19 protein-coding genes are annotated in these 14600 nt (G+C 65.5%); all 19 read right to left on the bottom strand.

Annotation, left to right across the window (positions count from 1 at the left end; all coding sequences use genetic code 11):
* Positions 1-247: 247 nt before the first annotated feature.
* The 19 genes from KF796_19410 to KF796_19320 all read right to left on the bottom strand — a co-directional run bounded on the left by KF796_19410 (position 248) and on the right by KF796_19320 (position 14582).
* On the bottom strand, positions 248-490 hold the full coding sequence (locus KF796_19410; protein ID MBX3588806.1) for a hypothetical protein: 243 nt from the start codon (positions 488-490) through the stop codon (positions 248-250).
* A 3-nt stretch (positions 491-493) separates the two neighbouring features.
* Entirely contained in the window at positions 494-874 is a 381-nt protein-coding gene (locus KF796_19405; GenBank protein ID MBX3588805.1) for a hypothetical protein, read from the bottom strand.
* A gap of 10 nt (positions 875-884) precedes the next feature.
* Positions 885-2144 carry a hypothetical protein gene (locus KF796_19400; protein MBX3588804.1) on the bottom strand — a complete coding sequence of 420 codons (1260 nt, stop codon included), beginning with the start codon at positions 2142-2144 and terminating at the stop codon, positions 885-887.
* Between the two features lie 12 nt (positions 2145-2156).
* Positions 2157-2750, bottom strand: coding sequence for a DUF2313 domain-containing protein (locus tag KF796_19395; GenBank protein ID MBX3588803.1), 594 nt, complete (start codon positions 2748-2750; stop codon positions 2157-2159).
* The gene (locus KF796_19390) at positions 2747-3835 is read right to left on the bottom strand and encodes a baseplate J/gp47 family protein (GenBank protein MBX3588802.1); all 1089 of its coding nucleotides are present in this window, start codon (positions 3833-3835) and stop codon (positions 2747-2749) included. The genes KF796_19395 and KF796_19390 overlap by 4 nt, the downstream gene beginning before the upstream one ends.
* On the bottom strand, positions 3836-4180 hold the full coding sequence (locus tag KF796_19385) for a phage GP46 family protein (GenBank protein ID MBX3588801.1): 345 nt from the start codon (positions 4178-4180) through the stop codon (positions 3836-3838).
* Between the two features lie 35 nt (positions 4181-4215).
* On the bottom strand, positions 4216-4749 hold the full coding sequence (locus tag KF796_19380) for a phage baseplate assembly protein V (protein ID MBX3588800.1): 534 nt from the start codon (positions 4747-4749) through the stop codon (positions 4216-4218).
* Positions 4746-5879 carry a phage tail protein gene (locus KF796_19375; protein MBX3588799.1) on the bottom strand — a complete coding sequence of 378 codons (1134 nt, stop codon included), beginning with the start codon at positions 5877-5879 and terminating at the stop codon, positions 4746-4748. Before KF796_19375 ends, KF796_19380 begins: the two co-directional genes overlap by 4 nt.
* Positions 5869-7164 (bottom strand): DNA circularization N-terminal domain-containing protein, encoded by a 1296-nt coding sequence (locus tag KF796_19370; protein MBX3588798.1) that lies wholly within the window; start codon positions 7162-7164, stop codon positions 5869-5871. The genes KF796_19375 and KF796_19370 overlap by 11 nt, the downstream gene beginning before the upstream one ends.
* A 31-nt stretch (positions 7165-7195) precedes the next feature.
* The gene (locus KF796_19365; GenBank protein ID MBX3588797.1) at positions 7196-9238 is read right to left on the bottom strand and encodes a phage tail tape measure protein; all 2043 of its coding nucleotides are present in this window, start codon (positions 9236-9238) and stop codon (positions 7196-7198) included.
* Positions 9239-9382: 144 nt separating this feature from the next.
* Positions 9383-9745, bottom strand: coding sequence for a hypothetical protein (locus KF796_19360; protein MBX3588796.1), 363 nt, complete (start codon positions 9743-9745; stop codon positions 9383-9385).
* Between the two features lie 3 nt (positions 9746-9748).
* Complete coding sequence (locus KF796_19355; protein MBX3588795.1) at positions 9749-10123, bottom strand: phage tail protein; 375 nt, start codon at positions 10121-10123, stop codon at positions 9749-9751.
* Positions 10124-10147: 24 nt separating this feature from the next.
* Positions 10148-11569, bottom strand: a complete 1422-nt coding sequence (locus KF796_19350; protein MBX3588794.1) for a phage tail sheath subtilisin-like domain-containing protein — start codon at positions 11567-11569, stop codon at positions 10148-10150.
* A gap of 74 nt (positions 11570-11643) precedes the next feature.
* Positions 11644-11841 (bottom strand): DUF2635 domain-containing protein, encoded by a 198-nt coding sequence (locus KF796_19345; GenBank protein MBX3588793.1) that lies wholly within the window; start codon positions 11839-11841, stop codon positions 11644-11646.
* An 11-nt stretch (positions 11842-11852) separates the two neighbouring features.
* Positions 11853-12437, bottom strand: a complete 585-nt coding sequence (locus KF796_19340) for a DUF1834 family protein (protein MBX3588792.1) — start codon at positions 12435-12437, stop codon at positions 11853-11855.
* Entirely contained in the window at positions 12434-12886 is a 453-nt protein-coding gene (locus KF796_19335) for a DUF1320 domain-containing protein (protein ID MBX3588791.1), read from the bottom strand. Before KF796_19335 ends, KF796_19340 begins: the two co-directional genes overlap by 4 nt.
* A gap of 17 nt (positions 12887-12903) precedes the next feature.
* The gene (locus KF796_19330; GenBank protein MBX3588790.1) at positions 12904-13242 is read right to left on the bottom strand and encodes a DUF2190 family protein; all 339 of its coding nucleotides are present in this window, start codon (positions 13240-13242) and stop codon (positions 12904-12906) included.
* A 24-nt stretch (positions 13243-13266) separates the two neighbouring features.
* Positions 13267-13548 carry a hypothetical protein gene (locus KF796_19325; GenBank protein MBX3588789.1) on the bottom strand — a complete coding sequence of 94 codons (282 nt, stop codon included), beginning with the start codon at positions 13546-13548 and terminating at the stop codon, positions 13267-13269.
* A gap of 107 nt (positions 13549-13655) precedes the next feature.
* Complete coding sequence (locus KF796_19320; GenBank protein ID MBX3588788.1) at positions 13656-14582, bottom strand: hypothetical protein; 927 nt, start codon at positions 14580-14582, stop codon at positions 13656-13658.
* Positions 14583-14600 lie beyond the last annotated feature (18 nt).

The raw sequence follows: 14600 nt of genomic DNA, 5'->3' as shown, positions 1-14600 counted from the left end.
ATTCGCCTGGCCCAACAACAACCGCAGTCTCATCAAGGGAACCCCCTGGCGGCACGGGCGCGTTGTAGTCAAACCAGTCCTCTGGTCGAGGCGGCCAAGAGCCGATGGCAATTCGACACTTTGTCGTTTGATTGCCGCGATTGGTCATGCGGATATTGCACGTCCGCAGCTTGTCAGGATCGACCGTGAACAAAAGAGTTTCTGTGGCTGCCGCGAGGTCCGCAGAGCCGAATTTTCCTGAAGCCATTTAAATCTGCCCCCACCAATAAAGCTCCTCGGTGCGACCAAACTTAATGTTGATCGCCTCAAGAAGCTGTGTGTTGTTCAACTTGGCCAGCGTGAGCCCCTCGCTCAGGATCACCGCCACGATCTCTTCCTGCAGCGCGTTCAGCGCCTCGGCGGTCACCTGCGTGGCCGCCTGGCCCAGCGCCGGGTTGCCGGCCTGGTAGAGGCCGCCAGGCGTTGCGTCGGGTGAATCAATGCGATGCATGGATCACCCCACGTTGACTTCGTCAGGCTGCACCACCGATGCCGGCGCCGCCGCCTGCTGCAGCGCCGCGATCTGCGCATCCTTGGCCGCCAGCGCCGCCTCGTGATCCGCCTGCAGCTGCACGATCTGCGCATCGCGCGCCGCAATGGTGGCCAGCGCCGCCACATGCAGGTCTGTCAGCACCTCGCCCAGCGGCACACCGCCCTCCACCGGGCCATCAGTCACTGGCGCGGCCGGGCTGGCCGCCGCCGTGCCGGGCATCGGCACACCGTCCTTTTCCACCCAGCCCCAGGTTTTGACGTGCGCGCCCTGCAGCAGGCCGGTGGCTGGGTTCCATCTCACCAGGAATTCATACGGCACGCGCCGCTCGATAAGTTTTGGCATGTTGGCCCTTTTAGGTTGAAGTGACGGTTTCCCAGCCAGCGGCGCCGCCGACCTTCATCTTTCCCAGCGTCGTGTTGAAGTACACAAGCCCAGGTGCCCAGGCGGGTTCGGTGCCGGTCGTGAAGTCGCCCAGATTCAGCGTGCCGGTCAGCGTGGCGTTGGTCATCGTCGCGCCTGAGTCCGTAATGCCCAACACCGTCGTGCTGTTTGAGCTGTCGCGGAAATTCATGGCGGCGCTGCCTGAGTTCCAGAAGCGGATACCGCTTCCGATGCCGGTTGAAATCTGCAAATTCGCGCCGCCTCCGCTGATCACAAAAGCTGTGCCAGCACCGGCCAGATCGGCGCGGATCAGATCCGACGACAACACCCCCACCGGCCGCACAGGCGCTGCAATCGAGAGCCCGGTGGCCGACATCGTCGCGGCCACACCACCACCGACCAGAGTGGCGGTCGATCCCGCTAGGCTGATGGGGGCAGGTCCGGACTCGGCCGCGTCTGCTGCATCAATCAGCACGCCAGCCCCGGCGCCTGCAAGAACAGCGAAGCGCATCACATCTGACACGCTCGCGACGTCGCCTACTCGCAGTGTGTACGTTCCGGCAACCCCCCGGATGTAGCCCGAGGGCGCGCTGATCTGGCCGCTAGCCGCAAAGGCCCCGACCAAAGCCGCACCACCACCAGCATACAAACGCAGTCGCTCGACCAGGGCGCCGTAAGCCGCCGCACTGATCACCACGTCCCCGGCATGCGCACCAGGCGTGCCGTCAGTCAGGCTCGCGGCGATGCGGCCGAAGTCGTGGTAACTGCCGCCGTCATCCCGCGCGCGCATGAGCACGCGCCCGCCGATCCCCACGGCCACGGCCCGCGAGTCCTCGGCCAGCACCTCGCCCGTGCTGTTGCGCACCACGAGCTGGCCCGACACCTGCACCTTACCGGCAGCGTCCTGCAGCACCTGGCGCGGTCCCGGCACAGTGATGTAAACCGCTTTCGTGCCCACGCCAAAATTCACGGCCGCATTGCCGTTGCTGCTGCTGATCACCGTGGTGCGCGTCAGCTGGTTGTCCGCGCTGTAGGTGCCCAGGCCGGTCTCAAATTCGCCCGTGCGCTGGCCGTTGCCGTTGATCGCTGCAATGCCATACAGCACCGTATCGCCCACAGCGCACACCTGAAAGAACGGGCGAAAGCCCACCAGCGGCCCGGCCAATGCCAGCGGCCCCACGCCCACCGTGGTCGTGGTTTCCATCACGCAATCAGCAACGATTAAAGCCATATCAAATAGTCCTCAACAGATCGGCAGCATGGCCACAGGGCCGGCCGCAATCGGCGCATGCAGCGGGCTGCTCGGCGCCAGGTCGCTGCTGTAGCCGAAGACAGCACGCGTATGGGCGGGCTTCAGCCGATCCATCCGGCACTCCAGCTCGCCGCTGCCCCATGTTCTCAGGCGGTCGCCAGCGCGTGCCGCGCCGGCGCGGAACACCTCAAGGTCCAACAGCGGACCATTCATCCGCCACGTATAGTTCCCCAGCTCATCAATCGTGATCGTCACGCCCATCCGAGCCGCCAGCTCAACGAAATACGTCAGGCTCAGCCCGCCCTTGAGCGTCCACCGTTCCACCACGGCCGCCACTCTCTCTTGGACCGTTTGCGACGCTGGGCTGCAGCAGTCCGGGAGGCCGAGAACACGCTCCCAATCGCCAAGCGTCACATCCGCTTTCGCCGGGTCTTGCTCAATAAAAATAGAGCCCACAAACTGCTCAGCATCTGCCAATGCCGCCGCGGCCAGGCCTGCCTCGCGCAGGATCTGCGGCGCCCCCGGGTCATACGAAACGGGTGGCAGGCTCGCCACCAGGGCGTCGCGCAGAGTCAGCTCGCTCATAAGGTGATCCCCACCGCGCCCAACTGTGCGATCTCCAGCGTGTCCGCGTCGACCACGGTCGCCACATTGGCCGCCGGCGCGATCACGCTCACATCGGCCACGCCTGGCGTGTCGCTGATCAACGCAATCACCTTCGCGCGCACCACCGTGTCACCCGGCGCCATCGTGCCGATGTAGGCCGCCAGCGCGCTCTCGGCCGCCTCTGCAACATCCGCCAAAAAATACCCGCCAGCCAGCGTCACGGTGGCCGTCACAGCCACCGTCACGGCGGTCGGCGCTACCGCCACAAACCCGCCCGTCGCCATGCCAAGCGGCCGACGCGCGTCGATGTACGCCTGCACATCGTCAATCAGCTCGTCGCCCGGCAGGCCCGTCGCCGGCAGCGGCGCCACGTCCACCGTGCCCACGCCGCGGCGCAGTGGGTAAACAAACGCCCGCACCACGCCAGGCACAGCCCGGGCCCAGCGCTGGTAGTCCGCCGCATTGCCGCCGGCTGGCGGATTGCGGAGCTCAAACAGCAGGCGGTCCAGCAGGGAGCCATCGCTCTCCGTTGCCAAGCCGCCGCCCATCACCATAATCGTCGCGCTCGTGATCGAGATCGGCGGGTTGGGCATGCTGCTCAGCACTGCAGCGCCCAGGTTCGCCGCCTCGCCCGGCGCAACCGCCGCCGCAGGCACATCCACCGTCCCACCGCCGCCGACCAACGCCTCTGCCGTCGTCAGGTACTGCTGACTCACACCAGCTGCCGTAGCCGCAGCAGGGCAATCCACGGCTGTGCCCAGTGGCACCGTCGCGCCCGGCACTCCGGCAAACCGGATCGTCCCGCTGGCGGACACAGCCGCCTTGCGCACCAGGCCGCGCTGGTAGGCCATGCGTTCCATCACATCCACGTCCGCCAGGTCCGGAATGCTCTGCCGCGCCACCCACGCTTGGTGGGCATAGAGCTGCTCCACCACGCCCGCCACCGCCGACGCGCGCACAAAGTTGTCGCTGTCGGAGCCAATCGGCGCATCCGGCTGCAGGCCGCGCACCGCGGCCAGATAGGTCTCCCGCACCTGGTCAAACGTGGGTACAACAAAGCCCATTTAAGCCACCTTCACGATGTAGTCAAAGCCATGCTCTTCACCCGCGGCGTCTACAAGCTCGACGCTCAGCAGCAGTCGGCCATCCCGAGGCTGCACCGTCGTCACCGTCATCCGGCTTACCCTGCCGTCAACCACCATCGGCTGCAACGCCTGCTCCGCGTACTGCTTGGCCAAGATGCCCACTCGCGGCAAATCCTTCTCCCGCTGCAGCTCGTGCAGCCGCGAGCCAATGCTCCGGTCCGCCCACCAGCTGCCCAGTGGCGTCGCAATGCGGATATAGGCGGCATTCAGCAGGCCCGGGCGCAAATCACGCACCAGCTCCGCGCCTTCAAACGCCGGCAGCACGTAGTCCCGGGTATAGGGGTCCACAAAAGCGTCGCTCAATGCGGCCCCCCTGTGTCGCCCGGGCCCGGCGCAATGCCGCTGTGCACGTGGTGCGGCAGGCTCACGCCTTCACCCACCACATCGCCCACCACGTCCACGCGGCCGGCTACCGTCAAGTTGCCCGTCAGATGCACCAGCGGCGCGTCAATCTCCACGCGTGTCGCCGCTTTCACCTTCATCTGCCCGTCCTGTTTCAGCCAGACGTAGTCGCCCCACTGGTTGTAGATCGCCATCTCGCCCGCTGCGTCCAGCGCCAGGCGATAGGTCGGCTGCTCGCTGGCCACAATCACCGCGTGGCTCGTACGCCCCCCCAGCGGCACCACAATCACCTGCGTCCCGGCCGGCAGAACCGAGGTCAAGCCAAATTGCTGAAACAGCTCAAGCCCTTTCAACGCCTCGCCATCCAGTCCCTCGCCGCTCGCCAGCTGGATGCCGCGTTCCAACTGGTCGACCTTGACCAGCGCCCGGAAAGCCTGGCGCATCCCGCGCATCGCGTCACCCACAGCACGCTTCACCGCATCAGCGATCACGTTCCACCTCCCGGCCGAACCGACGCATCCACCACCTTGCCCGGCAAGCTGTTCTTGCCGCGCCGGTGCTTGCGCTTGTGCGGGTGCGCGTCCAGCGTCCACACACCGTCTTCCTTCAGGCGCAGCCGCGTGATCTGCCCCTTCTTGCGGTCAAGAATGAAAGACCGACCCATCAAAAAGAACACCCCGTCGATGTCGTGCGGCTCACTGATCACGCGAACACGCTGCCCCGGGCGCCACAGCGGCGCCGGCGCCGGGCCCACCCGGTGACCCACCACTTCGGCCTGCAGCTCAAAACCCTTCAGCCGGCTGTCGCTGATCAGCTTGCGCCCGCGTGCCCGGGCAATAGCCTCGGTCTGCGCCTCGTGATCACACAAAATCTTCGGCCGGTAAACCGGCACGCCCGTGTCTTCCACCGTGGCCCGCACGTTGTGTTTGCCCACGCCGCTTGTGGTGCCGCTGTGCGCCTGGCCCAGCACAGTCACGGTGCTGAAACTCTCCGAGATATCGCGCTTGCGCCGCAGAATCGTCATGTTGTTGCCACGCCCGCTGCGCCGCATCACAAGCTCCGCAACCGGCTCACTCGCATAGTCCGGCCCGCCCACCACCAGGGTGCCGTCCGGCTCAAACCAGGGCCACAGCCCATTCGCCTCGGCCGCGCGCTGCAGCGCGCTCCAGGCCGAGTCGCCCGGCTCGGTGCTCACGCGCTCGCGCAGGAACTGCTCCTGCGCATCAATGCGCACCTTCGTCACACCCAGTGGCCGCACCACTTTGGCCACCACCTGGGCCAGCGTCTGCTGCGTCGCCGTGAACACCGGGGCACTGCAGTCCAGCAGCACGCCCGCGCCGTCCCGGCCGCACAGCTCCAGGTCCCGCCGGTCCTTCGCCGCGCCGTCCACCATCTCGTCGCAGATCCCGCTCAGCACCAGTTCGCCGTCCACGTGCAGCGTCACCGCAGCGCCAGGCTGCACGCCCGCCGGCAATGCATCGTCCGTCAGCCCAAGGCTCACGCGCCAGGCATCCGCCGGCTTCAGCAGGTCGCTCTCAACCTCGTAGGATTGCCAGAAGGCTTGCGTCAGACCGCCAATCGTCAACTTCAGCTCCGAAGCCGTGGTGCTGCTACTGGGCATAAGTGCGCACCTCCTGCCGAGCGCGCACCAGCACCTGGCGCCCCCAGCCATTCAGCCGAGCCAGCTCCGGCGCGCGCGTCGCATCGCCGTACAGGGCGTGGGCCACCAAGCGCCAGTGCCCCCCAACCGGCGCCGGCCGCGTCACCAGCGGCGGCCGCAGCCGGATCGCGTCCAGCGCCAGATCTTGCACCGCCACGGCCTGACGCTTCATCGCATCCACCAGCGGCCCGGCCTCGTCCGCTTCGTAGCTCACCCGCACCTGTGTCATCGCCGCTTGCAGCAGCTCGCGCGCCGCACCGGCCACGCGCTCCATCTCCGGGGCCAGCAACACCTTGTCGTCCACCTCGGCCACCAGTACCATCGCCGCGGCTTCGGCCACGTAGCAGGCGCATGCCGTGCGCACAAAGGCCTGCACCACCGCGCGGTCCTGCGCAGCCAGGCCCGCCACCTCCGCCGCCGCCAGGGGCTCGGTATCGTGGGCATCCGGCAAATCCTGTGCCGCCGGCGCCAGGCCTTCGGCAAACGCATAAAAGTCCGTCAGGCGCGGCTGCTGCAACTGCGTCGCCAACGCCCCCACCGCGTTCACCACCACCGCACCGGCCACCGCGTCATAGCGGTCATTCACCCCACCAAAAGGCAAGCCCTGAAACGCCCGGTCAATCACCGCCAGAAAGTCATGCGCCCACGCCTTCGGGTAAATCAACGGGTCCAGATCACTCAAGATGGCCCGCAGTGGTGAGAAGTCCAGCGCCGCCTTCAGGCGCTTCATGGCGCCTTCCAGCGCCGTTTTCAGGCCGTTCAAACGCGGCAGCGCGCTCACCTCGCTCACGGCCGTCAGGTGCTTTTGCAGCCCGCGGCTGCAGATCTCGCGCGCCGTGTCGGCCTGCGTTGTCACCACGTCCGCCTTGTCCACCGCCGTGCGGCTGAACACCGGCTCCAGCACCCCATCCTCGGTGAACGCAATCGACACCAGCGCGCCGTCCACGATCTCCGCCGAATGGTCCACCGACCAGGTCCGCACCTTCACCGTCAGCGCGCCAAACACCGGGTGCACCAAAGCGCCGGAGCCGCGCTGGCGTAGCGCCAGCACAAAGTTCTCCAGAGCCGTCTCATAGTCGTCGCCGCGGAACACAGCCTTCACCCGGATTTCCGCCGCCCGAGTCCCCATGTCCGCCAGGTGCGCGCCATCCAGATACGGGTACTCATGCACCGCCAGCGCGTGGCCACCTTCATCGCCCACGGCAAGCATCTCAAAAGTGAGCCCGCGGAATTTCGCGTCCAGCATGCGGTCAAGCCAGGCCATCGCTGTGTCACTCCTACTGCCGCCGGGCGTCGCGCGACACCCGGTTGCTGATCTGCTCGATGGTCAGAAACTCTGGAGCATCAATCCGCACCAGCACCTCCTGCGGGCGCTTCGCTTCGGCCATGAGCGCCTTCAGGTCAATGCCCACTGATGCGCCGCTTGATAGCCCACCCTGCGCCTTGGCGCCCAATTCGGCCGGAGTGATCGACTGACGCGACTTCACCCCAAGTCCCAGTGGATCCACTTCATTTTGCTTCGCCAGCGCGTCCTCGCTGATGAGGGACTGCTGGGCATCCTTGCTGCCGAAAAACGCCAACACCTGGGCCACGCCGCGGCCGATCAGGTTGTCTGCAGCCGTACCCTCAATGCCCTTGTGAATGAGGGTCCCTGCGCCATAGCCGGCGGCCCCAGCCACACCAACGCCTACGGCGGCACCAAGCATGCCGGCAGCGGACATGCCGGCGCCTGCAGCGCCAGCCGCCCCAGCTGCACCAGCAGCGCCCGCGCCCGCGCTGGCCGCACCGCCCGCCATTTTCGTCAGCCAGCTGGAAATTGACAGCGCCGCCAGCGCCGCGGCCGCCGCCCAAGCGGCCAGCGTCACACCGGTAATTGCTGCAGCCGCGGCGGGGTACTCCTTCGCCAGGCCGGCCAAGCCCGCCTTGCTGTCCGCCAGCACCTGGTTCACGCCCTTAAGCGCGTCGTACTGAGCGTTCTGCAGCGTGTTGCTGGACTCCTGGTCTTTCATCGCACTGGTCGCCAGCAGCGTGGCCTGCGCCACATCGCTCTCTCCACTCGCGGTGGCGAACCGTTTCGCCATCGCATCAAAGCCGCTGCGGTCGTTCAAGATGCCCAGCAGCCCCATCAGTGCCTGACGGTCTTGCACGAGCTTGCCAATAGACTTGCCCATCATGATGTCGGTCATTGCCTGCAGCGTCCGCGCCTTCTCTTCGTCGCCCTTGGCCTCCTTCAGTTTTCCCTGCAGCGCTGTGTAGGCTTTGTCTTGCTGAGCGGTTTTACCAATCAGGTTCATGAACGCATCGATCGGATTGACTCCTTTCTCACGCGCGGCCGCGAGCGTGCCCGCGAGGTCAATGCCTCGACCGCTTGCGTCCATCTGCAGTTTTCTCGCGTCGTTTGACGTATCGAAGCTGTTGATCTTGCCCAGCAGGTTCACTAGGTTGTTGCCGGCCTCCGCGCTGCCGCCTGCCGTGTTCGCCGCCATCTGATTCGCGGCCAGCAGCACTGCGAAGTCTTTTTGACCTGACATGCCAAGCATGCCCTTGGACATCGCCATCTGCTGCGGCAGCCAGCGGGCCATGTCCTTGAACTCAAACGATCCGGCCTGTCCCGCAACCAGGGCCATCTCAAGAACCTTGGGCAACTGTTCCGGCTTGATGCCGTAAGTCTTCTGGGCCTTCACCGCGATGTTCGCTACATCGGAGGTATTTGAATCGCCAGCTGCGGCAAACTTCGCCACCGTCGGCAGCATCGTCATCGCAGCTTCGCGCTCCACGCCCGCGGCAATCATGGTGCGCAGGCCCGTCAGTGCATCCTCGCGCGTAACACCCTCTTTGGTTGCCCCGCGGATCGACTTATCCAGCTCGCGCTGTCCCTCCTGGCGGCCCGCTACGGTCGGGCGGTCGTTGTACGCCGTGTTGCTCAGCCGCGCCAGCTCCAACTCGTAGTCCTGGGCGCGCTGCAGCGGTTGAGCCAGCACCATCTTGCCCGCCTGGAAAGCAGCAAACACCCCTGTCGCGCCCTGGCCGATCCGCTTGTAGCGTTCAAACGTGTCCGCCAGAGATCGGCCCAGCCCTTGTGTTTTGTGTTTGGTCCGATCCGCCTCGTCGCCCAGCTCGCGCAACTGGCTCTTCGCCCGCCGGGCGCCCTGTGCCTTGTCCCCCAGTTGTTCCAGGCCCTCGCCGGTTCGCTTGCTGGCGCCTTCAGTACCGCCAAGAGCGCGCTCCAGATCTTTCAAGTCCTTTTCAATCGCGTCGATGCCTTGGCGCAGAGGGCCAATCAATCGATCTTGCAACCGCAGGACAAGGGCGAGTTCCATCAGGCTTTCAGGGCTTTTTCAATGACTTTTTCAGGCGACGCGAGACCACGCGCTGCGTTCCACCTCTCGCTGAGCGCCTGCCGTGCATCACGTCCATCAGCTCACTGAGATCGTCTGGGTGCATGGCCATTGCGCTCTGCTCACTCACGCCGTGTTTGGCGCACCAGGCTCGCACTGAGAACCACCATCCCAGGGCAGCCCTCCGCTGAGCAACTTTTTTTTGAGCCGAGCCTCCGCGTCGTACAAGGCGTCCAGATCGTTGGGGTGCAACCCCAACACCATCTCAAGAGAGATCGCCTCCTGCGGCAGCGTGCCCAGCTTCACAAACTGGCGCGCCAGCACGGCCACCGTCAGCTTCAGCCCTCGTGCGGCGCCGTCGGCCATATCGGCCACCTCCTGGGTGGCGATGATGTTGTCCTCTACGGTCGGCGGCCGCAGCTCAAACGCCTGGTGCCGCTCCCCGCCCACCGTCAGCCCGATGGGCAAAATGCCAGTTTCGACGAGCATGGCTCACTCCTGGACCTTGCGCAGCGCATGCATGTTGATGTCAACACGCGCCTCGTTGTCCACGCTGTACTGCTCGCCCACGTCCACGGTGAAGCAATCCAGGTAGCTCACCCGCTGGCCGCCGGCCAGCGGTTCCTGAGTGATCTTGGCGCCCTCGATGTTGGCCCAGTCCGGCATACTCCCGTTGACCGGAACAACCGCGGTCGCCTTGATGTCGAACTGGCCGATGCCGCGGGTAAAGCCCTTCAGCCGACCGGTCCGGTTCATCGTCTTCACCGGCTTGCGGCCCGTCATGTCTTTCACATCCAGCGAAGTGATCTCGATCTCACGACCGTCGATCTCCAGCACCACAGCGCCGACGTATTCTTCCAAAGCCATTGCGTTACTCCTTGTGGGTTGTGGTTACAGCATCAGGTCCAGGCGACCCGCGAACACATGCAGGCCATTCACCACATCCACCGGGATCTTGGCGTTCAGGCGGTTCGGGTCTTGGCTGTCGCGTTCAACGATCAGCCCGTCCTTGTTCGCCTCGACCTCCTCGACAATCTCCAGCTCCTCGAGCTTGAAGAGCACATCGAGCAGCTCGCTGCGCACGCGCTTTGGCGTGCGCGCCGACAATTTGTCGCGCGGGAAGCGCAGCGCAATCCGCGTGCGGCAAGCCAGCCGCACATAGTCCATCGTGCGGATCGTGGTCAGGTCCAACCAGGCGATGTCCGCGATCCCGGCCGCGTTCAGTGTGTACGTCGTGATGGCGCGCACGATCTGAACCCGCTCCCCGGGCCCGACTTCGAGCGGTGTCACGCCGTTTGCCAGGCAGGTTTCCTGCTCCGTGCGGCCCAGGCGCGTTGCCATCGGAGGAGGCACGACGCCCACGAGCTCCAGGGTGTTCAGGGGCCGGGCCGGATCTTCCTCGCTGCTGATCACGGCAGCGTAGGCCGCTGCCAGGTCACTCGGCAAAGTCGGCGTGCTTGGCAGCAGCGCCCCCGTGAACCGTTCGTGCTGCACCTGGCCCGCAAGAGTCGTTGCGGCCGACAGCGTCCCTGTCGTGCCGTAGACGCAAATCGCACCACGCTGCTCGATCGGCCCGGAGCGGTCCGTCACGTGGGTGCGAACCGCCGTCAACGCGGTTTGATTCGCCCAGGGAGTTACCAGAATCTCCTCGCTGTTCGTGAAGATCAACGGCAGCTTCGCCGTCAGGTCAGGGTCGTTCAGGCCCCCGGCCATAGCCACCTTGACCACAGTCAGGCCGGCCGCTTCACTCGTGCAAGAGATCGCCACGGAATTGCCGGTGGTTCCCTTGTTTTTGGCGGTGATCGTCAACACACCAGTGTCGGCCTCAACCGCCACCGGCAGGTCGACCAGCTTCTCCAGCTCGACAACCAGAGCGGCCGCCACCGCCGTAGCAGTCGCGCCGCTGGCCACAGGTACGGTCACCGAGCTGTCAGCGACGGTCACGGTCACGGTGCCGGCTGCAGTAGCGGGACCCGTAAAGGTCAGAGTGCCCTCGGCGGCCACGCCGGAGCCGGCGTCAGCCAGCGCCATCACATTGATTCGTGCATAGCGGTACGCCCGGATCGCGGCACGCACCATCAAGTGCCCGATCGAGCCGCGGCCCAGGAGCGTTGCCGCTTGCTCGCTGTCAAACACCAGCGTGAGGGAGTCAGCGGGCGCGGTACCGGTTGTCAGCATCGGCGCCAGGATCAGCAGGCGCTGCGCGTTGCTGGGCAATGTCCGAACCGCCAGCTTGGCGTTGAACTCCATGTACACGCCCGGCTTGCGGATGCTCGACGGGATTTGGTCAAAACTGATATTGGGGCTTGCCATCTCAAGGTTTCCTCATTGGAGCCACAGCGCAGTGCAGTAGCCGGGTGGTGTGTAAAACGCCTTCGCTCCGGGCGTCAGCCCTTGTCGCTCTTCTTGCTGGCGGCGGAACTGGTAGGGCCCGGCGCTGCGGCGGCCACCTCCTGCAACTCGCCGGCCGCAATGCGGCGGATGTAGTAGGCGGTCGGCACGATCTCCACGGCCGCCGAGCCGATGTAGGTGCGCGGGTTCTCCTCGCGCGGAACTTGCAAACCGGGGGCAGCTTTGACAAGCATGGTCTTTTCCTTCATGGATTGGCTTGGGTGGTCATCAAGTCGCTCGCGTCGGCTGTGTTGTCGCCGGGCTTCAGCAAATAGTTCAGTCCAATCGTCACCAGCTCCCCGTCGGGAACGGCGCCGGCCTCGGGCATCGTTTCGCGCCAGCTGGTGCGATAGGTCTGGCTGTACACGTGCACGGCATCGCGGTTCACCTGGCTCTTCATCACCGCTCGTATCTCACCGGGTGTCATCGGCTGGATGGCCAGGTCCAGTGTTTGGTTGGCCAGAAGCAACTTGTTGTCTTCCAGCAGCTGGTACACGCCCACATCGCGCCCGTGCGTGTCATCCTTCAAGCGCCCGGCGTTTTCAACCAGGGCGCGCTGGGCTACCAGCACCTCGAAAGCCGCTTCCACGATGAAGCTCCTGGCGCCGGTACGCTTGATGCGTTCCACGCCGCCAAACGTCACCCAGGTGGCCGGCAATGTGCGGATCCACGCAAAGGTTTCGTCATCCAGCTGGGCTCCATAGCTTTCGCAGGCCACTTTGTACGTCCGCTCCTGGCGCAACCGCGCCAGGATCGCCAGCTCCACCTGAATCAGCGGCGCGGCGCTCACAGCACCTGCCCCAAGTCTGCAAACACCTTGCTGCCAGTGCGCACGGCGGTGCTTCCGCCTGTGGGAGCTGGCCCCCCGGCGCTGGCCAGCGCCAGGCCAGGCAGGGCGATGCTGCCATTCGCAACGCCCGCCAGCCAGCGAACCGCGTCCTTGTAACGGTCCCTGATGGACTCCGTCGCCATGATCTCGGTGCCCGTGCCCAGGTAGCGCGCGATGTCAATCACTGCATGCTTGAGCTTGGCCGGCACCGGTGCCGGCTGGCCACCAGTGGTGATCAGCGGCAGAGCGTAGCGCCGCCCCACGTGGCCGTTGGCCTCATCCTCTGCCTGGCCGAGCAAGCGGGTCAGAACATCCTGCTGCACCACGCCCGTCGCCGCGCGATCGCTCAAAGCCAGCGCTTCGCGCTCGCCGAGTTGGTCGATCAGGTCCTGGGGCGTGGCGTAGGGCATGTCGGTGCCGTTGTGTTTTACGCGGGCAGCCCGCGCAGCACGCGGATCACCTGGCCAGCGGCGCCAGCAGCGTCCAGCGCGCGACCGGCATTCACCCCCGTGTCCAGTGTGATTGCACGGCCCGTGTTATCGGTTTCCACGTTCGCATCAGCGGCGACCACGTCGCCAGCTTCCACCAGCAGAATGCCCAGCACGCCCACGCCGGCCTGCTCGCCCTGGTCATAGTCCGCGTTGGCCACGCCCAGCACCTTGGCCCCGGCCGCGGGCACGGCGCCAGCGGTAGTGACAAAGCGGCGGTTGGTCAGTGCGGCCGCAGCCAGCACGGTGGTCGTCAGAAGAGGCTGTTCAGTTTTCATGGTGCTTCCTTGGTTAATCGAGGCTTACTTCTTTTTGGCGGTCTGCGCCGGAGGGGGCGGCGCCGGGGGCTCCGGGGCCGGAGGGGGCGGCGCCGGGGGCTCCGGGGCCGGAGGGGGCGGCGCCGGGGGCTCCGGGGCCGGAGGCTGCTGCGGCTGCGCCGGAGGAGGCGGAATCTCGAGCTTGTCCGGGCCCAGGTCGTGCGCTTGCTTCATGGTCAGCATCAGCTCTTCGCCCTCTGCGAAGTATTCCCCGTCATGCAGGATGGGAGTCTTGGCCCTGAAGGCCCATTGGCGTCCTTGGTTCACGTATGGCTCCTGGTTGAAATCTGTTTTCAACAGCGTTGAACTCAGCACTGTTGGAAACAGCCCGCCGCAGTGGCGGGCTGGGGCGCGTTGCCCTGGCCTGGTGTTGCTTACGCGTTGGTGTCGCTGATGAGGTAGCCCGCGTCGGCGCCCACGATGTAGGGGCGGTAGTTGTCCGTGGCACGGACCATCTCGATCTTGCCGCCCGAGACCACGTGCTTGTCCACCAGGAGCTTGCCGTTGCGCCGCGGGGTGTAGCCATAGCTGGGCTCCATCACCTCGCGTTCCACGTCGCTCTTCTTCTTGGGCACGTAGGCCAGGATGATGTTGTCACCCCACACGTCAGTGAACACGCCGGCATCGGTGGAATAGATCGCCTCGCCCACCACGATGTTTTCGATCTCGAACAGGTCCCGCATCTGCTCCAGCCGCACCATGCCCTTCTGCACGTACTTGATCTTGTCGACCAGCACCGAGTGGAACTTCAGCGGCCGCAGCGCAGCGGCGCCAATGACCATCGTGTTCGGCCGCTTGCCAATCTTGGCCCGGACGGCTTCCTTGCCGGTCTCGATCACCGAGATCGGGTCCGAGCTCGCGTGCGTGAACTGGCTGGTGCCAGACAGCGTGATCTTGTTGCTGGCGCCATAGTTGGCCGCGTTCTGCGCCATGTCGGCGCACTTCTTTTCACGCCCGAGCTGCAGGCCCTGCATCACGACATGCGTTGCGTGCGATTCCAGCGGGAAGGCCGACTCGGCTTCTTCACGGTAATCGATCGGGTACTCGAGATCGTGCTCGTCGGTCACCAGGTCCATCGAGGTGATGCCTTCCGGGCTGATCGTGTTGCTGCGCGCGCGCAGGGCACGCTCGGTGTTATACAGCCGGAAGGCCTCCTTGCCGAAGATGGGCAGCTTGCTGCGTTCGGCATCGACCGGCACCAGCGGAAAGAGGGTCTCGGCCACATACTCGTTGTTCGAGTAGCCGATCGCCAGGTTGGTCAGCACCGGGTCAACGATGCGCAGATTGGAGAGACGTCCCATGTGAGTTGCTCCTGAAAA

The sequence above is a fragment of the Ramlibacter sp. genome, assembly GCA_019635435.1.
GTDB lineage: Bacteria > Pseudomonadota > Gammaproteobacteria > Burkholderiales > Burkholderiaceae_C > JAHBZM01.
The sequence above is the reverse complement of the archived record's forward strand: the minus strand, read 5'-3'. Positions and strand labels throughout refer to the sequence as shown.